The organism is Corynebacterium confusum (assembly GCF_030408715.1).
GTDB classification, from domain to species: domain Bacteria; phylum Actinomycetota; class Actinomycetes; order Mycobacteriales; family Mycobacteriaceae; genus Corynebacterium; species Corynebacterium confusum.
On record NZ_CP047202.1, the window covers coordinates 1,398,280 to 1,416,653 of the forward strand.

Annotated in this window: 16 protein-coding genes; 4 read left to right on the forward strand and 12 right to left on the reverse strand. The window is 67.4% G+C overall.

Annotated features, from left to right (window positions below; all coding sequences use genetic code 11):
* Positions 1-79: 79 nt before the first annotated feature.
* The 12 genes from aroQ to aspS all read right to left on the reverse strand — a co-directional run bounded on the left by aroQ (position 80) and on the right by aspS (position 14,179).
* Positions 80-529 (reverse strand): type II 3-dehydroquinate dehydratase, encoded by a 450-nt coding sequence (gene aroQ / locus CCONF_RS06530; RefSeq protein ID WP_290221918.1) that lies wholly within the window; start codon positions 527-529, stop codon positions 80-82.
* Positions 529-1,599, reverse strand: coding sequence for a 3-dehydroquinate synthase (gene aroB / locus CCONF_RS06535; RefSeq protein WP_290221920.1), 1,071 nt, complete (start codon positions 1,597-1,599; stop codon positions 529-531). Before aroB ends, aroQ begins: the two co-directional genes overlap by 1 nt.
* Before the next feature lie 55 nt (positions 1,600-1,654).
* On the reverse strand, positions 1,655-2,191 hold the full coding sequence (locus CCONF_RS06540) for a shikimate kinase (RefSeq protein WP_290221922.1): 537 nt from the start codon (positions 2,189-2,191) through the stop codon (positions 1,655-1,657).
* A gap of 44 nt (positions 2,192-2,235) precedes the next feature.
* Entirely contained in the window at positions 2,236-3,447 is a 1,212-nt protein-coding gene (gene aroC, locus CCONF_RS06545) for a chorismate synthase (protein WP_290221924.1), read from the reverse strand.
* 44 nt (positions 3,448-3,491) lie between these two features.
* Positions 3,492-3,998 carry a prepilin peptidase gene (locus CCONF_RS06550; protein WP_290221926.1) on the reverse strand — a complete coding sequence of 169 codons (507 nt, stop codon included), beginning with the start codon at positions 3,996-3,998 and terminating at the stop codon, positions 3,492-3,494.
* Positions 3,999-4,092: 94 nt separating this feature from the next.
* The gene (locus CCONF_RS06555; protein WP_290221928.1) at positions 4,093-4,941 is read right to left on the reverse strand and encodes a shikimate dehydrogenase; all 849 of its coding nucleotides are present in this window, start codon (positions 4,939-4,941) and stop codon (positions 4,093-4,095) included.
* 36 nt (positions 4,942-4,977) lie between these two features.
* Entirely contained in the window at positions 4,978-6,168 is a 1,191-nt protein-coding gene (mltG, locus tag CCONF_RS06560) for an endolytic transglycosylase MltG (protein ID WP_290226315.1), read from the reverse strand.
* 60 nt (positions 6,169-6,228) lie between these two features.
* Positions 6,229-6,762, reverse strand: coding sequence for a Holliday junction resolvase RuvX (gene ruvX, locus CCONF_RS06565; RefSeq protein ID WP_290221931.1), 534 nt, complete (start codon positions 6,760-6,762; stop codon positions 6,229-6,231).
* A 5-nt stretch (positions 6,763-6,767) separates the two neighbouring features.
* The gene (alaS, locus tag CCONF_RS06570; RefSeq protein ID WP_290221932.1) at positions 6,768-9,434 is read right to left on the reverse strand and encodes an alanine--tRNA ligase; all 2,667 of its coding nucleotides are present in this window, start codon (positions 9,432-9,434) and stop codon (positions 6,768-6,770) included.
* Positions 9,435-9,613: 179 nt separating this feature from the next.
* Complete coding sequence (locus CCONF_RS06575) at positions 9,614-10,993, reverse strand: replication-associated recombination protein A (protein WP_290221934.1); 1,380 nt, start codon at positions 10,991-10,993, stop codon at positions 9,614-9,616.
* Between the two features lie 68 nt (positions 10,994-11,061).
* Positions 11,062-12,279, reverse strand: coding sequence for a phosphotransferase family protein (locus CCONF_RS06580; RefSeq protein WP_290221936.1), 1,218 nt, complete (start codon positions 12,277-12,279; stop codon positions 11,062-11,064).
* Positions 12,280-12,346: 67 nt separating this feature from the next.
* Positions 12,347-14,179, reverse strand: coding sequence for an aspartate--tRNA ligase (gene aspS, locus CCONF_RS06585; protein ID WP_290221938.1), 1,833 nt, complete (start codon positions 14,177-14,179; stop codon positions 12,347-12,349).
* 379 nt (positions 14,180-14,558) lie between these two features.
* On the opposite strand from aspS, the gene ypfJ reads away from it, so the two are divergent.
* The 4 genes from ypfJ (at position 14,559) to CCONF_RS06605 (ending at position 18,370) form a co-directional block, all read left to right on the forward strand.
* Positions 14,559-15,452, forward strand: a complete 894-nt coding sequence (ypfJ, locus tag CCONF_RS06590; protein WP_290221940.1) for a KPN_02809 family neutral zinc metallopeptidase — start codon at positions 14,559-14,561, stop codon at positions 15,450-15,452.
* Positions 15,453-15,597: 145 nt separating this feature from the next.
* Positions 15,598-16,335, forward strand: a complete 738-nt coding sequence (locus tag CCONF_RS06595; RefSeq protein ID WP_290221941.1) for a CBS domain-containing protein — start codon at positions 15,598-15,600, stop codon at positions 16,333-16,335.
* A 58-nt stretch (positions 16,336-16,393) separates the two neighbouring features.
* Positions 16,394-17,506 (forward strand): LLM class flavin-dependent oxidoreductase, encoded by a 1,113-nt coding sequence (locus CCONF_RS06600; protein ID WP_290221943.1) that lies wholly within the window; start codon positions 16,394-16,396, stop codon positions 17,504-17,506.
* Between the two features lie 48 nt (positions 17,507-17,554).
* Positions 17,555-18,370, forward strand: a complete 816-nt coding sequence (locus tag CCONF_RS06605) for a CE1759 family FMN reductase (protein ID WP_353959489.1) — start codon at positions 17,555-17,557, stop codon at positions 18,368-18,370.
* Positions 18,371-18,374 lie beyond the last annotated feature (4 nt).

Sequence of the window (18,374 nt, forward strand, 5' to 3'; positions counted from 1 at the left end):
GTAGGACACCCATTCTAGCCGGTGTCCGCAGACACGGTAACCGTTTTCACACCAGGATGAATGCGCGGGCCGGCAAGGCTTAGGAAGAGGCGGCGAAGTACTCCAGGGCGGCGAGGTAGCCGACCGGGCCCAGTCCGGCTATAACGCCGCGGGCGATGGCCGACAGGTAGGAGTGCTGCCGGAATTCTTCCCGGGCGTGCACGTTGGACAGGTGGACCTCGACGAAGCCCGCGCCGTCGGCGATTTCCGCCAGGGCGTCGCGGATGGCCACGGAGGTGTGGGTAAAGGCCCCGGGGTTGATGATCACACCCGCGCCGGCGTCGGCGGCGGCGTGGACGCGGTCGATGATTTCGCCCTCGTGGTTGGACTGGAAGAAGTCCAGCTCCAGCTCGGCGCCCTCCGCGCGGAGCTTCTCCCCGCGCTGACGGATAATCTCCTCGATGTCGTGCAGGGTGGTGGTGCCGTAGACGTCCGGCTGGCGCTTGCCCAGCCGGTTCAGGTTAGGCCCGTTGATGATAACTACCTGCATTAGCTGCTCACCTTCTCAAATGCTTGGCGCAATTCCTCGTCGCTCGGGCCCTCGAAGCGGGTGGTAGCCCCCACCGCGGTCAAGGCCACGAAGCGGATTTTACCGTTGCGGTTCTTCTTGTCGTGGCGCATGGCCGCGTACAGCTCGGGCCACTGGCCGTCGCGGTAGGCAACCGGCAGGCCGACGGAAGTGAGGACGTCGCGGTGCAGCTCGACCACGTGGGCGTCGATGAGCCCGCGGGCCTCGGCCAGGTAGGCCACGAACATCATGCCCACGGCCACGGCGTTGCCGTGGCGCCAGGAGTAGTCCTCCGCGCGCTCGATGGCGTGTCCGAAGGTGTGCCCGTAGTTCAGGGTTTCCCGCAGGCCGGACTCCTTGAGGTCCTCGCCCACCACGCGAGCCTTGACGGCCACCGAACGGGCGATGAGCTCCGGCAGGGCAACGTCCGGGTCCAGGCAGGCGGCCGGATCGCGGCGGTAGAGCTCGATGATCTCCGGGTCGTGGATGAAGCCGGTCTTGATGATTTCCGCCGAGCCGGCCACCATCTCTGCTTCCGGGAGGCTGCGCAGCACCTCGATGTCCGCGAAGACGGCCAGCGGCTCGTGGAAGGAGCCGACCAGGTTCTTGCCGGCCGCGGTGTTGATGCCGGTCTTGCCGCCGACTGCGGCGTCCACCATGGCCAGCAGGGTCGTCGGCACCTGCACCACGCGGATGCCGCGCATCCAGGTCGCCGCGACGAAGCCCGCCAGATCCGTGGTCGCGCCGCCACCGAAACCGACGATGAGGTCCTGCCGGCCGAAGCTGGCCGCGCCGAGCTTGTCCCAGAGCTCGCTGACCACGCTGAGCTGCTTGGCTCGCTCGGCGTCCGGCAGGAGCCACACGTGGCAGCGCACTCCGGCTGCCTCCGCGGCATCGGCCAGGCGGCGGGCGGAAGCGCTCAAGACCTCCGGGCAGAGGATAGCTACCTGCGCTGCCCCGGAGTCGCGGATGGTCTCCACGATGGCCGGGGCCAGCCCGTGACCAATGTGGACGTGGTATGGGGCCGGACCGTTGACCGGGATGACGGACATGGGCTTCTCCTCGACAAAATTAGGGGGTGGGGTGTGGCGGTTAGGGGTGATCTTCCTACAGTGTCTCCAAGAAGCCGAGGATATCCCCGACCACCTGCTGCGGGCCGCGCCCGTCGGTGCGGGCGCGGTAGTCGGCGACCTCGCGGTAGAAATCTGCGCGCTGGTCCAGTAGCTCTTGGTAGCGCGCGAGCGGATCCGCGGACTGCAGGACCGGGCGGGAATTGCTGCTGGAGGTGCGGCGCACGCCCTCCTCAGCGCTGACTTCCACCCAAATGACGGTGTGGCGCTCCAAAAGGTCCCGGGTCGTCGCGCTGACCACGGCTCCCCCGCCGAGGCTGACCACGCCGCCGGCCGACAGGGCCTCGGCCACGTGCTTTTCTTCCTCCTGGCGGAAGGCTTCCTCGCCCAGCTCGGCGAAAACCTCGCCGCAGGGCTTGCCGTGGGCGGCCTCGATCAGCTGATCCGAGTCGACCAGCCCCACGTTCAGGGCCCGGGCGAGCCGGCGCCCGATGGTGGATTTACCGGCGCCGGGCGGCCCCACCAGCACCGCCACCGGTCGCGGAGCTCCCGTCGCTAGAGGAGGTACGGTCATCGTAGTCCTGGCCTTTCCACTGCTCTTAGTCGTTATGCTTCAGGCTAATCCTGCGGGAAGCTCAAGCGCTCGGCAACATAGTCCTGGTACGCGGCGATGTTGCGCTTGGTCTCCGCCAGGCTGTCGCCACCGAACTTCTCCAGCACAGCGCGGGCGACGACGAGTGTCACCATGGCCTCGGCCACCACGCCGGCGGCGGGCACGGCGCACACGTCGGAGCGCTGGTGGATAGCGGTCGCGGCGGAACCGTCGGCCATGTCCACGGTCTTCAGCGCGCGCGGCACGGTAGAAATCGGCTTCATGGCCGCCCGCACCCGCAGCTGTTGCCCGTTGGTCATGCCACCTTCGAGACCGCCCGCGCGGTTGCTCAGCCGGTCGACGCCGTCGTCGGTGCGCACCATCTCATCGTGCGCTGCGGAGCCACGGCGGCGGGCCTCAGCGAAGCCGTCGCCGATCTCCACGCCCTTGATGGCCTGGATGCCCATCAGCGCGGCCGCCAGCTGGGCGTCGAGGCGATCCTCGCTGTTGATGTGCGAGCCCAAGCCGATGGGCAGGCCGTCGACGACGACCTCCACGACGCCGCCTAAGGTGTCGCCCTGCTTCTTGGCGGTCTCGATCTCGGTGACCATGCTCTCCTCGGCGGCCTTGTCGAAGGAACGCACCGGGGAGGCATCGATAGCCGCGAGATCCGACGGCGCCGGGGCCGGGCCTTCGTAAGGATCGGAGGCGCCAATGGAGATGACGTGGGAGATGACCTCCACGCCAAGGGTCTCTCGCAGGAAGTTGCGGGCGAAGGTGGCCGCGGCCACGCGGGCGGCGGTCTCCCGGGCAGAGGAACGCTCCAGGATCGGGCGGGCCTCGGCGTGGTCGTACTTGACCATGCCGGCAAAGTCCGCGTGCCCCGGGCGCGGGCGGGTCAGCGCCGCGCCGCGGCCTGACTGCATGGCTTCTGCGACCTGCGCGTCGTCCATATCCAGCGGGTCCGGGCTCATCACGGTGGTCCACTTCGGCCACTCGGTGTTGCCGATCATCACCGCGATCGGGCTGCCCAAGGTCTTGCCGTGGCGGACGCCGGCAAGCAGGGTGAGCTCATCGGCCTCGAATTTCATTCGGGCGCCGCGGCCGTAGCCCAGCCTCCTCCGCGATAATTGCTGCGCAATCTCGTCCTTAGTAATCGGAACCCCGGCCGGCAGGTGCTCAAGCAGCGCGATGAGCGCCTGCCCGTGGGATTCTCCCGCAGTTGTCCAACGAAGCATGGCTGTCATTATTTCACGCCGGCCCTGTGAAGTGGTGCATCCGTCTACATTATGGGGGTAGCCACCCACCTGCCGGCCGCCACCACGGCGGCGGCAAAGAGCATGGCCGGCCCATGCGGAACGCCCCTGCGGCCGGCGTTCCGGTCGCGGCCGGCCGCGGTGCATAATAATCCGGCCGCCAGGGTCACCAGCCCAGCGATGACCATCGCGGCGAGTACCCCGGCCACCCCAGCAAGGGCGGCGCAGCCCACCCCGAGCGGGACCGCGAGCTTGATGTCCCCGCCGCCTAGGCGCCCGGCCGGGCCGGGCAGCAGCGCCTGAGCGAGGTAGACACCCGGCCAGACGAGCCCCACGGCCCAGGAAGGGTGCTGGAACAACGCGAGGACTGCTAGAACCCCGGCGGGCAGCGTCAGCCAGTCGGGCAGGCGCCGGGAGCTAAGGTCCCACCAGCACAGCGCCGCAGCCCAGGCGACCAGCAGCCCAAGGCCCGCGGCACAGGCCGCGATAGGCAGCTCTTGCCCCGTGTACTCGAAAGGCGCGGTGTGCACCATGCGCTAAATCTCCCCCTCCCTCACCCCACAGCTTGTCCCTCTTGGGGCCAGCTTAAGCGATCGGGCGCGGGCCTGCCCGGGATGAGCCCGCGGGCTAGCTGCGCTTGGCGCGGTTTACCACCGGACTTTGGCGGGCGGCCAGGGCGTTGTTGAGCGCGGTAATCATCTCTTCTTGCGGGGCGGGCTGGCCCGTGAACTGCTCGAACTGGCTGAAGGCCTGGTGGGCCAGCATGATATGCCCGTTGACCGTCGCGTAGCCGTTGGCCGCGGCGGCCACGGTCAGCGGCGTGGGCCAGGGCTCGTAGATGACGTCCAGCACCGGCGCGTGCGCGAGATCCAGCAGGTGGTCTTCCAGCGCCGCTGAGGGAACCGTGGAGACGATGACCCCGGTGTTCAGGGTTAGCTGCTCCAGGTCGATGTGAAAGTCCGTGGTACGCAAATCGAGGCCGAGCTCGCGGGCCAGCGGCTCGAGCTCGGCCCGGCGGTCGGAGCGGTTGAGCACAGTGACGGTGTCCACCCCGCGCTGGGCCAGCGCCCACAGCGCGGGGCGCGCGGTGCCGCCGGCGCCGATCACCACGGCCTCGCCGACCTCCTGGTCCCCCAGCAAGCGCTGCAGCGCGCCCACAACTCCCTCGGTGTCGGTGTTGTCAGCCCGCCAGCGACCGCCGTCGAGCGGCACCAGAGTATTCGCCGAGCCGAGCAGTCGCGCCCGGTCGGTGACCTCGTCGGCAACCTCCACCGCGGCGAACTTGCCCGGCATGGTCACGGAGAAGCCGCGCACGTCGGCGGCGGCCTCGCGCACCAATCCGGGCAGCTGCTCGGCGGTGCACTCCTGCCGGCTGTATTCCCAGTCCTCCAGACCGAGGGCGGCGTAGCCGGCGTTGTGCAGCACCGGGGAGAGCGAATGATCGATGGGCGAACCCAATACCGCCGCGCGTGGCATGACCGAGGCCTCCTAGCTTTCTAGGTTTATAGCGTTCTAGTTTTCGGCCTTGTCCGCGTCGGCCGGGTTGGTGCCTTGGCGCTGGTGGTCCAGGATGCCAGAGTCGAGCGCCTCGCGGACCTTTTCCTGGTGCTCATCGAAGTTGTTGGTGAACACGGTTGTGCCCTGATCATCGACGGTGACGAAGAAGAGCCACTCGCCCTCGGCCGGGTGCTCCATCGCCTGGATGGCTTCCTCCGACGGCGAGGCGATCGGGGTATCCGGCAGGCCTTGCTTGGCGTAGGTGTTCCACGGCGTCTTGCGCTCGCGGTCCTCGTCGGTGGTGGCCAGCTCCACGTCCTCCAGGCCGTAGTTAACGGTGGAGTCGAACTCCAGACGCATAGGCTCGTCCAGGCGGTTCAGGATGACGCGAGCGACCTTGTCGAACTCACCGGCCGGCGCCTCGCGCTCGACCAGAGAGGCAGAGGTCAGCAGCTCGTAGGGGCTCACGCCAATGGCCTGGGCCCGGCCCACGATGTCGGTCTCGTTGTACTGCTCCGCCGAACGCGAGACCAGGTCGGTCAGGATGTCCTCGGCGCTCATGTTCGGGTCCAGGATGTAGCGGCCCGGCGCAATGAGGCCCTCCAGGCGCTTAGGATCATCGCCGCGGGCCTTAACTGGCTCGACGGCCCATTCCGGCGCGCCCAGCTGCTCCGGGTCCGCGGTCGAGGCAACGCGCTCGAGCTCATCCTTGTTGACGCAGCTGCCTTCCTCGCAGGTGACCTTCTCGATCATGGAGTAGATGCCGTAGCGCACGTCGCCGCCGATGACGGAGACGTCTTGGAGTGTGGCACCGCCCTGCACGTCGAGCAGATCCACCTGGTTGTTCAGATCGAGCAGCGCCTTCACAGCGGATTCCGCGCTCATCTCCTCCTGCAGGCGGTAGAACCCGGGCTGCAGGGAACCGGCGTCGACGTTGTTGGCCGCCGCGGTTTGGAAAGCCTCATCGCTTTTGATCACGCCCTTGTCTACCAAGTCGGGGCCCAGCTGGGAGATGGAGGAACCTTCCGGCACCTGGATAAGTTGCGTCACGCCGTTGCCCGTCCCTTCGAAATCGGTGCGCGAACCGCCCTTGTCGCCCACTAGGATCTGGCCTCCGATATAGACGATCGCACCGATGATCAGCACGAAGGAGGCGATCAGCACGGCTAAGCCACGCTGGCGTCGCTTCACGAACTTCGGTTCCATGCGCCTAGCCAAGCGCTGTTCATTGCGGCTCACTAAATTAGTCTCCTGAGTTCGAAGGCTTTATTGGTTTGCGTCATTCTGGTTATCGGATAATACCCGCGCGCGGGCGTCCAGCCAGCTTTGGAGAATCTCCACAGCAGCGGCTTGGTCAATCACTTTACGGCCCTTCTTCTCGGATACTCCAGAGGCACGCAAGGCTTGGGTTGCAACCACCGTGGTGAGACGCTCATCCGCCAATCTGACAGGTGCTAACGAGACCATCGTTTCAGACTTCACCAACCGGCGACGGATACGAAACGCAATCTCCTTGGCGTGCTTGACGCTTTTGGATCCGTTGGCCTGCAAATCCCGCGGCAGCCCGACGACTACTTCGGCGACTTGGTACTGTTCGGCCAGCTCAACGAGCCGATCGATGTCCGCACCGTCGCGGTCCTTGAACCCGGTCACCCGGGCTACGGTTTCCACGGGGGTAGCCAGGCGCGCGTCGCGATCGCTGACTGCTACCCCAATTCGGACGGTGCCGACGTCCACGCCGAGACGCCGGCCGGGGCCGGGGTCGTCTAGGCCGGGAGCATCCGGTGTGACTTTCGCCATAGCGCTTACAGACTTTCCAGCATGTCCTTGACGGCCTCGAAGCCGCGCTCGGCTCCCTCGGCCAGCCGGCCGGAGCCCTGCGCCATGTCCGGCTTGCCGCCGCCACGGCCGTCGACGTACTCGCCGAAGAGCTTGACGATGTCGCCGGCCTTCACGCCGCGCTCCACGGCGGACGGGGTCGCGGCGATGATGAAGGAGAACTTCTCGCCGTTCTTCGCGCCCAGCGCGATAACGCCGTCGCGGTCCTTCAGGCGGTTCTTCAGATCCGTGGCCACGGTGCGCAGGTCGTTGCCATCCGTGCCCTCCGGCAGGCGCAGCATGATGGTCCGGAAACCCTTGACCTCGCGGGCGGCGGTCACGAAGTCCGCGGCCTGGGCCTGCAGCTGGGCCTTGCGCAGGCTGGAGATTTCCTTCTCCGCAGCCTTGAGCTTCTCGCTCAGCTGGGCGATTCGCTCCGGCAGCTCCTCGGTCTGGACCTTCAGGTCGCGAGAAACACCCTCGACTAGGGCGGCCTCCTTGGAGAAGTACTTGAACGCGTCCAGGCCGGTGTAGGCCTCGATGCGGCGGGCGCCGGAGCCCACGGAAGACTCACCCAGCACGGAGACTGGGCCCACCTGGGAGGAGGCGCCGACGTGGGTGCCGCCGCAGAGCTCGATGGAGAACGGGCCGCCGATTTCGACGACGCGGACGTTGCGGCCGTAGTTCTCGCCGAACAGCGCCATCGCACCCATCGCCTTGGCCTCCTCCAGGGAGGTCTCGATGGTGTTGACCGCCAGGTTGGAGTCCACCGCCTGGTTGGTGATAAGCGCGATCTCCTCCATCTGTGCCTCGGTGAGCTGGTCGGTGAAGTTGAAGTCGAAGCGCAGGTAGCCCGGGCGGTTCATGGAACCGGCCTGGACCGCGGTCGGGCCCAGCACCTGGCGCAGCGCGGCGTGGATGAGGTGGGTGGCCGTGTGCGCCTGGGTGGCGCCGTGGCGCCAGGCGGCGTCGACCTCCGCGGTCATGCGGGTGCCAAGATCCAGCCCGCCGGCGGTCACGGTAGCCTTGTGGACCCACAGCTTCTTGCCGATCTTCTGCACGTCGTCGACCTGCAGGGTGGTCTCGCCCGCCACCAGGCGGCCGCGGTCGGCCATCTGGCCGCCGGACTCGGCGTACAGCGGCGTCTGGTCCAGGATGACCTCGACCTGGTCTCCTACCTCGGCCTCGGTGACCTTCTCGCCGTTGCGCACCAGGCCGATGACCTGGGCGTCGGAGCTCAGCTCCTCGTAGCCGGTGAAGACGGTCGGCTGGTTGTCGACCCACTCGCGGTAGAGCGACTCGTCGGTGTGCCCGTGCTTCTTGGCGCGGTTGTCGGCCTTGGCGCGCGCCTTCTGCTCGGCCATGGCGGCCTCGAAGGCGGGCATGTCGACCTCGAGGCCGGCCTCGGCGGCCATCTCGAGGGTCAGGTCGATCGGGAAGCCGTAGGTGTCGTGCAGGGCGAAGGCGTCCTCGCCGCGCAGGGTCTTCTTCCCGGCGGCCTTAACGGAAGCGGCGGCCTCGTCGAAACGGTAGGTGCCGGACTCGAGGGTCTTGAGGAAGGCCTTTTCCTCGTTCTTTGCCACGCGGAGGATGCGCTCGCGGTTGTCGGCGATCTCCGGGTAGGACGGCTCCATGGTGTCCATGACCGTGGTCAGGAAGCGCTCGATGGTCTGTCCGGTCGCGCCCAGCAGGCGGGCGGAGCGGATGATGCGGCGTAGCAGGCGGCGCAGGATGTAGCCGCGGCCCTCGTTGGACGGGGTCACGCCGTCCAAGATCAACATCATGCCGGTTCGGGAGTGGTCCGCGATGACGCGGAAGCGGATGTCGTCCTCGTGGTTCGAGTTGTACTTCGAGCCGGTCAGCTCCTCGGCCACGTCGATGACCGGGCGCAGCAAATCCGTCTCGTAGACGTTGTCCACGCCCTGGAGCAGGCAGGCGACGCGCTCGATGCCCAGGCCGGTATCGATGTTCTTCTTCGGCAGCTCGCCGACGATTTCGAAATCGCCCTTGCCGTTGCCTTCGCCGCGCTCGTTCTGCATGAAGACCAGGTTCCAGATCTCCATGTAGCGGTTGTCGTCCGCGGCCGGGCCGCCTTCCTTGCCGTATTCGGCGCCGCGGTCGTAGTAGATCTCGGAGCACGGCCCGCAGGGGCCGGGCACGCCCATGGACCAGTAGTTGTCCTCCATGCCCATGCGCTGGATGCGCTCTTCCGGCACGCCGATCTTGTCGTGCCAGATGCTGGCGGCCTCGTCGTCGGTCTCGTAGACGGTGACCCACAGGCGCTCCGGGTCCAGGCCGAAGCCACCCTCGTCGATCGAGTTGGTGAGCAGCTCCCACGCGTTAGTGATAGCGCCTTCCTTGAAGTACTGGCCGAAGGAGAAGTTGCCGGCCATCTGGAAGAAGGTGTTGTGGCGGGTGGTGATGCCGACCTCTTCGATGTCCAGGGTGCGCACGCACTTCTGGATGGAGGTGGCCAGCCCGTTCGGGAAGGGCGGGTTCTGCTGGCCCAGGAAATAGGGCTTGAAGGGAACCATGCCGGCGTTGACGAACAGCAGGTTAGGATCGTCCAGGATCAGCGAGGCGCTGGGGACGGGCTCGTGGCCCTTATTCACAAAATGCGCAGTAAAGCGCTCCCGAATCTCGTGGGTCTTCACCAGGTAACTTCCTTTGACTATCGACTAACGTCAGTAACAGCGCTCAACTTTACCCGCCCCGCAGCTGCGGGTGAAGTTCGGGACGCCCAAATCGCCCCGTCCCGCCGGCTGGGTCGCGCGCCGATCCGGCACCGCGCTAGGGCCCGGCTCGTGCCTGCTCGGCCGCTAAACCGCGCCCGCTAGCCGCGCCCGCGCCCGCGGACGATGTCCCGCAGCCGACCCAGGAAGCCGCGCACGCGCTTTTCTGCCCCGTGATCGGTGGGTTGGTAGTAGACCGCGTCCACCAGGGTGTCCGGCAGGTATTGCTGGGCCACCACCCCGCGCGGATCGTCGTGCGGATAGACGTAGCCCACGGCGTTGCCCAGGTCCTTCGCCCCGACGTAGTGGCCGTCGCGCAGGTGGGCGGGCACGAAGCCGGTCTTGCCGGCGCGCACGTCGCCCAGGGCAGCATCGATAGCGCCAATCACCGAGTTCGACTTCGGCGCGGTCGCCAGGTGGATCGTGGCCTGCGCCAGCGGGATCCGGGCCTCCGGCAGGCCGATGAGCTGCGCGGCCTGGGCGGCGGCCACGGCGGTCGGCAGCGCAGTCGGATCCGCCATGCCGATGTCCTCCGAGGCATGCACGATGAGCCGCCGGGCGATAAACCGCGGGTCTTCCCCCGCCTCGATCATGCGGGCCAGGTAGTGCAGCGCCGCGTCCGGGTCCGAGCCGCGGATCGACTTGATGAACGCGGAGATGACGTCGTAGTGCTGATCGCCGTCGCGGTCGTAGCGCACCACCGCCTTGTTGACGTTGTCCTTGATGGTCTGGGGATCCAGCTCCCCGCCGTCGGGCACGGCCTCGGCCGCGGCCTCCAGGTAGGTCAGCACGCGGCGAGCGTCGCCTCCAGCCAGCAGCACCAGCTGGTCCCGGGCCTCGGCGTTCACGGTGATGCGGCCGGCCAGCCCCCGCTCGTCGCCTACCGCCCGGTCCACCAGCGTCTTAAGATCCTCGTCGCCTAGCGGGTTGAGCTGCAGCAGCAGCGAGCGCGACAGCAGCGGGGAGACCACGGAGAAGGACGGGTTTTCCGTAGTCGCGGCGACCAACAGCACCGTGCGGTTTTCCACGGCCGCCAGCAGCGCGTCCTGCTGCGTCTTGGAAAAGCGGTGTACCTCGTCGATAAACAGGACGGTGCGCGCGCCGCGGGCGGCCTCGTGGCGGGCCTGGGTGATGACCTCGCGCACCTGCTTGACGCCGGAATCCAGCGCGGACAGGCCCACGAAGTTTTGCCCCATCGCGCTGGCGATCAGCGAGGCAATGGTGGTCTTGCCCGTGCCCGGCGGGCCGTAAAGGATAACAGAGGCCTCCCCGGAGCCCTCGACCAGCCGGCGCAGGGGCTTGCCTGGGTCGAGCAGGTGCTTTTGGCCGACGACCTCGTCCAGGGTGCGCGGGCGCATGCGCGCGGCCAGCGGCGATCCCGCGTGGGTGCTAAACATCTGCTGCCCGCGGCCGGCCAGCCCGCTGGGCTGCTCGGCGTCCGGGGACGGGGAAATCCCGCCGAAGAGATCTTCTTGAGCCACGATGGCCGGCACCTCACTTTCTAAAACAACGTCCGGGGCGGCAGCGCGGGGCTGTGCCCCGCGCCGACTTAGCGCTGGCCGGGCTCGCGCAGGCGCTGGGCCAGCACCGCGCCGAACTCCGCCGCCGGCTGGCAGTCGCCGTCTTCGCAGCGGTTGGCAAAGCGCGACAGGGCCTCGAAGGTCTCGAAGAGATCGCGGCGGATGAGCAGCTCGTCGTCGCTGAACGGCCCGTGCTCGGCGGTGCGCAGGAGGGACTGCTCCGGGCTGAGCGGGATTTCCTCGTGGCCGCGCAGTACGGCGGCGAGCACCTCTACCCCGCCGGCGGACATGGTGGTCAGGCTGGAAAAGGCCCAGCCGACCAGGCATGCGGTGACCAGGTGCTGGATCTGGCCGGCGTCCTTGAACTGCGGCCACAGCCCGTTAACCTCCCGGGCCCAGGCCTCGATGAAGACGTCCGCCTCCGCGTCGGAGACCGGCTGAGCGAAGAGGAACTGCGGGAAGCCGGCGATAACGCAGGCGACGTCGAAGCCGACGTTGCGGAAACCGGCCCACTCGTAGTCCAGTAAGTGGATGTTGTCGGCCACGATGATGTTGTCCGGCGACAGGTCGAAGGGCGTGAAAGCGCGATAGCGGCCGGACTGCAGTGACTTGGCCGCCTGGTCCGCCAAGGCCTTAACCTCCGCCGGCACCGCCAGCCCGGCGGCCTCGGCGATGGTCACGCCGCGGTAGATGGAGTCATAGAGCGCCTTGTCGCGCATGACCTGGTTCTCGGCGTATTCCGGGTGCTTTTTCAGCATCCGCGACAGCAGCAGGTCGTAGTCCTGCTCGCGGTCGGCGGTGCCGGCGTGCATCTGGCCCAGCTCCGCGCCCAGGGAGCGCAGCAGCGTGCGCCGCATGTCCTCGTCGGCGGACTCGAGGGCCTCGGCGAAGGTATCGGTATTGCCGGAGTCGGTGAGCACCACCGTGCGCTTGTCGACGTCGTGCGCCAGCAGCACCGGCCCGGGGCGTACGTCCGCCGCCAGCGAGTTAGTGAACTGGTAGGCCACGATCTCCCGGAGGAAGGCGGCATCATCCACGGCATAACCGGTGGCCGGGTTGTGCTTGATGACCACGGAGCGGTGCGGGAGGAACGGGGAATTGGCCACCCGGGCCCGCAGCACAACCGCATGCCCCGAACCGGTCAAGGCTTCGACGTCGCTGAGCTTTTGCGTTCCCCCAAATCGGTTGGACAACAAGTCCTCCGCAAAGGCGACAATTGCCTGTTGGTCCGGCTGTGCAGTCTCCACCTAAAATCTCCTCCTGGGTAAACGGTAAGCCCCGGCACACGCACCGCGTGGACCGGGGCGTGCCGCCTTAGTTATCCGTCGAGTCGGGCGCTTTGGGCTTGGTTTCCTTATCCGCCTTGGCGTTCTTTTCCGGCTTGAAGTCCACGCCGGTCTCCTTGCGCTGCGCGGCCGGGATCGGGGCCGGGGCGTCGGTCAGCGGGTCGACGCCGCCGCCGGACTTCGGGAAGGCGATGACGTCGCGGATGGAGTCGAAGCCACCCAGCAAGGAGACAATGCGGTCCCAGCCGAAGGCGATGCCGCCGTGCGGCGGGGCGCCGAAGGCGAAGGCGTCCAGCAGGAAGCCAAACTTCTCGCGGGCTTCCTCCTCACCAATGCCCATGACATCGAAGACGCGCTCCTGGACGTCGCGCTGGTGGATACGGATGGAGCCGCCGCCGATCTCGTTGCCGTTGCAGACAATGTCGTAGGCGTACGCCGTGGCCTCGCCCGGGTTCTCGTCGAAGGAGTCAATCCACTCCGGCTTCGGCGAGGTGAAGGCGTGGTGCACGGCGGTCCACTTGGAGTGGCCCAGGGCCACGTCGCCAGAGGCGGTGGCGTCGGCAGCCGGCTCGAAGAGCGGGGCGTCGACGACCCAGGTAAACGCCCAGTCGCCTTCCTTGATAAGGCCCAGCTTGCGGGCGATCTCGCCCCGGGCTGCGCCCAGCAGCGCGCGGGAGGACTTGGTGTCGCCGGCGGCGAAGAAGATGGCGTCGCCCGGCTTAGCGCCCACGTGCTCGGCGATGCCCTCGCGCTCGGCGTCGGTGATGTTCTTGGCCACCGGGCCGCCCAGGGTGCCGTCCTCGGCGATGGTGATGTAGGCCAGGCCCTTAGCGCCGCGCTGCTTGGCCCAGTCCTGCCAGGCGTCGAACTGGCGACGCGGCTGGGAGGCGCCGCCGTCCATGACGACCGCGCCGACGTATTCGTTCTGGAAGACGCGGAAGGTGGTGTCCTTGAAGAACTCGGTGCACTCCACGATCTTGATGTCGAAGCGCAGGTCCGGCTTGTCGGAGCCGTAGTACTTCATGGCGTCCGCGTAGGTCATGCGCGGGATCGGCGTGGTGATGTCGTAGCCGATGAGCTTCCACAGGGCCACCAGGATCTCCTCGGCCAGGGCGATGATGTCGTCCTGGTCCACGAAGGACATCTCGACGTCCAGCTGGGTGAACTCCGGCTGGCGATCGGCGCGGAAGTCCTCGTCGCGGTAGCAGCGCGCGATCTGGTAGTAGCGCTCCATGCCGGCGACCATGAGCAGCTGCTTGAACAGCTGCGGGGACTGCGGCAGCGCGTACCAGGAGCCCGGCTTCAGGCGGGCCGGCACCAGGAAGTCGCGCGCACCCTCTGGGGTGGACCGGGTCAGGGTCGGGGTCTCAATCTCGGTGAAGTCGTGGGAGTCCAGCACCTGGCGGGCCGCGCGGTTAGCAGCCGAGCGCAGGCGCAGGGCATTGCCCTGACTCTGGCGGCGCAGGTCCAGGTAGCGGTGGCGCAGGCGCGCCTCCTCGCCCACCTCGCCGGAGGTAGACGGATCATCGATCTGGAATGGCAGGGCCGCCGACTTGTTCAGCACCTCCAGGTCGGTGACGTTGACCTCGATCTCGCCGGACGGCAGGTTCGGGTTCTCCGAACCCTCCGGGCGGGCCTCGACCACGCCGGTGACCTTGATGCAGTACTCGGACCGCAGGTCGTGGGCGCGCTCGGCGACCTCGGACTCGCGGAAGACTACCTGCGCCAGACCGCTCCGGTCGCGCAGGTCAATGAAGATCACTCCGCCGTGGTCACGGCGGCGAGACACCCACCCCGTAAGCGTTACTGTCTCGCCGGCAATATCCTTGCGGAGCTCGCCCGCCAAATGGGTACGCAGCACTGTTGCTCAAATCCCTTCACACATAGCTTCCTCGGTAGCTTCCGCATTATCCCCGCCCGGCGCGCCGCAGCCACCGTGCGGCACGCATCACGCGGTGCCCACAGTGCCCCAGCGACCAGCCCGGCGACGGGAGGCAGAAGTTGACGCCTTCAGTCTACCCACCCACGGCAACCGGTAGTGACTTATCCCCCACCTGCCGGCAGTCCGTCCCCGCCCAGGGCGGGCAGTGCCCACGGTTTGGCCCGGGCTCGACCACCACTCCATTCGCGTTCGCACCCAGGCGCGATCCTGCCAAGTGGCCGGCCCGATAGAGCCACGGCGGCCGCGGGAATCTGACGCTAAAGGGGTAGATAAGGCTCGGGCCTGGCACACTTAAGCTATGACTTTTCGCAGTGGCGGTGACATTAGTGGCAAACGGGCGCGTACCGGCGGTGGCGGGCGCGGCGGTGTCGTAGCGGCCGGCGGCGGCCTCGGCACCGTGGTCCTCATCGGTCTGTACCTGTTGCTGGGCGGCAGCCCGGGGCAGCTGGGCGGGTTGCTCGGCTCCGAGGAGCCGGCGTCCCAGTCCGACTCCGGGCCGGAGGCCGGCAGCGAGTTGGAGCACTGCCAGACCCCGGAGGACGGCAACAAGTACGACGACTGCCGCGTGGACTTCACGGGTGTGTCCCTGGACCAGGTGTGGAGCGAGGTGCTGCCGCAGCAGGCCGGCATCGACTACACCGAGCCGGAGCGCGTGGTCTTCGAGCAGGCCACCCAGTCGGGCTGCGGCGCTGCCTCTGCCGCCACCGGTCCGTTCTACTGCCCGGCGGATAACACCGCCTATTTCGACACTTCCTTCTTCCAGCAGCTGGAGAGCTTCGGCGGCTCCTCCGCCCCGCTGGCACAGATGTACATCGTGTCCCACGAGTTCGGTCACCACATCCAGAACCTCGAGGGCACCCTCGGCCTGTCGAACTACGACGACCCGGGCGAGGATTCCAACGCGGTCAAGATTGAGCTGCAGGCCGACTGCTACGCGGGCATCTGGGCCTCCCACGCGGACAAGGGCGAGGACGCCCTCCTCGAGCCCATCACCGAGGAGCAGGTCGCCGAGGCCATCGAGACCGCCCGCGCGGTCGGCGACGACAACATCCAGTCCCGTTCCGGCAGGCAGGTGGATCCGGACTCCTTTACCCACGGCACCTCCGAGCAGCGCCAGGAGTCTTTCCTGGCCGGCTACCAGTCCGGATCCATGAAGTCCTGCGACACTCTGGGCCGCGGCGCCTACAAATAAGCCAGCAAGCCACTCAAGCCCCGGGCGGAAAACCGCACCGGGGCATAAATCTGTCCGCAGCCAGCCCAAGGTCAACTCAAGGTCAGCCCAGCCCCCAGTTGCCGCTTCCCCGGCACGCGCTAGTGCAGGCTCTACACTGGGAGCTATGACTTCTGACGCGCAGTCCGGCCACGGCGCCCACCGCTTTATCGCTGCTTTCAACGACATCGAGCAACACCTGAGGTCCCGTCTGCAGGCGCGCGACGGGGACTCTTTCCGGCGGCTTATCGACTCCGCCCGGCACGAGCACTTGCTCAACTCCCAGCAGGCCGAGGCCCTGCACGACTACACAAGCCTGCGCAACGCCATCTCCCACGGGCGCTACCACGACGGCGCGCCGATCGCGGAGCCGAACCCCCGGGTCATCGACCAGATTGAGCGGCTGCGGGACCTGCTGATGGACCCGCCCGGCGCGGTGGCGCGGCTGGGCGACCAGAAGGTGGAGACGGTAACGCCCGAGGACTCGGTGCTCTCGGCGCTGGAGCTTATCCGCACCCACGGGTTTTCGCAGTTGCCCGTCTACGACTCCGGCACCTTCCGCCGACTTTTGACCACCAACACCATCGCGCACTGGGTCGCGGCTGACTTGGGTGATAACCAGACCATCGATGCCCGCACCGTAGCCGACGTGCTGGAGCGGGCGGAAAACACCGACCGGGCGGTGTTCCTACCGAAGACGGTGGGCGCGCAGGCGGCTATCGATGCCCTGACCTCCCCGGCGCGCGATGGCTCCCTGCCGTTTGCGCTGATTATCACCGAGACCGGCGAGAAGTCCCAGCGCCCCATCCGAGTCATTACCCAGTCCGACGTGGGGGTTTTGTTGGAGGCCGTGGAGTGGGAATAACTCCCCTCGAGTTTTTGTTGACACGTCATAGATAGTTGATCGAGGAAGGATCCCCACCATGCAATTCGGCATCTTCACCATTGGCGACGTGACCGCTGACCCGACCAACGGCACCACCCCCACGGAGGCGGAGCGCATTCGCAACATGACGGAGATCGCGCTCAAGGCCGAAGAGGTCGGCCTCGACGTCTTCGCCACCGGCGAGCACCACAACCCGCCGTTCGTCCCGTCGTCGCCCACGACGCACTTGGCCTATATCGCCGCGCAGACCCAGCGCCTGCAGCTGTCGACCTCGACGACGCTTATCACCACCAACGACCCGGTCAAGATTGCCGAGGACTACGCGTTCCTGCAGCACCTGTCCGGTGGGCGCGTTGATCTGATGTTGGGCCGCGGCAACACCGGCCCGGTCTACCCGTGGTTCGGGAAGGACATCCGCCAGGGCATCCCGCTGGCCGTGGAGAACTACCACCTCCTGCGTCGACTGTGGCGCGAGCCTTCCGTTAACTGGCAGGGCACGTTCCGCACCCCGCTGCAGGCTTTTACCTCCACGCCCGCCCCGCTGGATGGGGTCCCGCCGTTCGTGTGGCACGGCTCCATTCGCTCGCCGCAGATTGCGGAGCAGGCCGCCTATTACGGCGACGGCTTCTTCCACAACAACATCTTCTGGAACAAGGAGCACACCGCCAAGATGGTCAACATGTACCGTCGCCGCTACGCCAAGTACGGCCACGGCCAGGAGGACCAGGCCATCGTGGGCCTGGGCGGCCAGGTTTTCATCGCGGACACGGAGCAGGAGGCCAAGAACTACTTCCGCCCCTACTTCGACAACGCCCCGGTCTACGGCCACGGACCCTCGCTGGAGGATTTCACCGAGATGACCCCGCTGACCGTCGGCACCTACGAGCAGGTCATCGAGCGCACCCTGCAGTTCGCCGACTGGGTGGGCGACTACCAGCGCCAACTCTTCCTCATCGACCACGCCGGCCTGCCCCAGGAAGTGGTCCTGGACCAGATTGAGCGCCTGGGCACCCAGGTCGTGCCGGAACTGCGCCGCCGCTTCGAGCAGCGCCGCCCCGATCACGTCCCCTCCGATCCGCCGACCCACGCCAGCCTGCGCAACAACCCGGATTCGCCGCACTATCGCGTCAACCCCGGCGAGGAAAGCTAAGCCCCACCCTGTCCCCGGCCCGTATCTCAACCCAAGGAGGTTTTTACCGTGCACACCCTCGTGGTCGTGACCGCCGGCCTGTCCACTCCCTCTACTACCCGCCAGCTGGGCGAGGAACTCGCCGCGGCCACCGAAGCCCGCGTCACCGCCCGCGGGGAAGGACTCAACATCGAGTTCATTGAGGTCCGCAACCTGGCACAGGACCTAACCAACGCCATGACCAACTGGGGCGCGGCCACCCCGGCGCTGGACGATGCCCGCCGGTTGCTCAGCTCCGCCAGCGCGCTCATCCCGGTCACCCCGGTCTTCCAGGGCAGCTACTCCGGGCTGTTCAAGATGTTCTTCGACACCCTCGACCCGCAGGCGATCACCGGCATGCCCACGCTGATTGCCGCCACCGGCGGATCCTCGCGCCACGCGCTCATTCTGGACTACGCCCTGCGGCCCCTGATGAACTACCTGCACGCCGTGGTTGTGCCCACGGGCATCTACCGCGCGACCGAGGACTACGGCGCGGCCCCGGCCGGCGGTGAGGCCGGCCACGGGGGACTGAGCCCCAACCGCATTAGCCAGGCCGCCGAGCAGCTCGCCGACCTCATCGTCACGCCGACCGACCGGGTGGGCGGACTGTCCGCCTCCCCCGCGGTGACGCGCTCGGCACCGAACCGCCGCAACGGCATCGACTACGAGGACGACTTCACCCCCATGAGCGAGCTCCTCGGCGGTGACGCCAATTCCGACACCGATTCCAGCGCCGCGACTACCCCCGAGCCGGGCGCGGGCGGGCGCGATGCCACCGGGTTTGTCGACGTCAGCCCGAACGCCGCGTCGCGCGAGCAGGGCGCAGAGGAGCCGGAGAGGTAGGCCG

What these genes read in the sequence shown, in the direction of transcription:
- aroQ (WP_290221918.1), bottom strand. Translation starts at nt 529, where the DNA reads ATGCAGGTAGTTATCATCAACGGGCCTAACCTGAACCGGCTGGGCAAG.
- aroB (WP_290221920.1), bottom strand. Translation starts at nt 1,599, where the DNA reads ATGTCCGTCATCCCGGTCAACGGTCCGGCCCCATACCACGTCCACATT.
- CCONF_RS06540 (WP_290221922.1), bottom strand. Translation starts at nt 2,191, where the DNA reads ATGACCGTACCTCCTCTAGCGACGGGAGCTCCGCGACCGGTGGCGGTG.
- aroC (WP_290221924.1), bottom strand. Translation starts at nt 3,447, where the DNA reads ATGCTTCGTTGGACAACTGCGGGAGAATCCCACGGGCAGGCGCTCATC.
- CCONF_RS06550 (WP_290221926.1), bottom strand. Translation starts at nt 3,998, where the DNA reads ATGGTGCACACCGCGCCTTTCGAGTACACGGGGCAAGAGCTGCCTATC.
- CCONF_RS06555 (WP_290221928.1), bottom strand. Translation starts at nt 4,941, where the DNA reads ATGCCACGCGCGGCGGTATTGGGTTCGCCCATCGATCATTCGCTCTCC.
- mltG (WP_290226315.1), bottom strand. Translation starts at nt 6,168, where the DNA reads ATGGAACCGAAGTTCGTGAAGCGACGCCAGCGTGGCTTAGCCGTGCTG.
- ruvX (WP_290221931.1), bottom strand. Translation starts at nt 6,762, where the DNA reads ATGGCGAAAGTCACACCGGATGCTCCCGGCCTAGACGACCCCGGCCCC.
- ypfJ (WP_290221940.1), top strand. Translation starts at nt 14,559, where the DNA reads ATGACTTTTCGCAGTGGCGGTGACATTAGTGGCAAACGGGCGCGTACC.
- CCONF_RS06595 (WP_290221941.1), top strand. Translation starts at nt 15,598, where the DNA reads ATGACTTCTGACGCGCAGTCCGGCCACGGCGCCCACCGCTTTATCGCT.
- CCONF_RS06600 (WP_290221943.1), top strand. Translation starts at nt 16,394, where the DNA reads ATGCAATTCGGCATCTTCACCATTGGCGACGTGACCGCTGACCCGACC.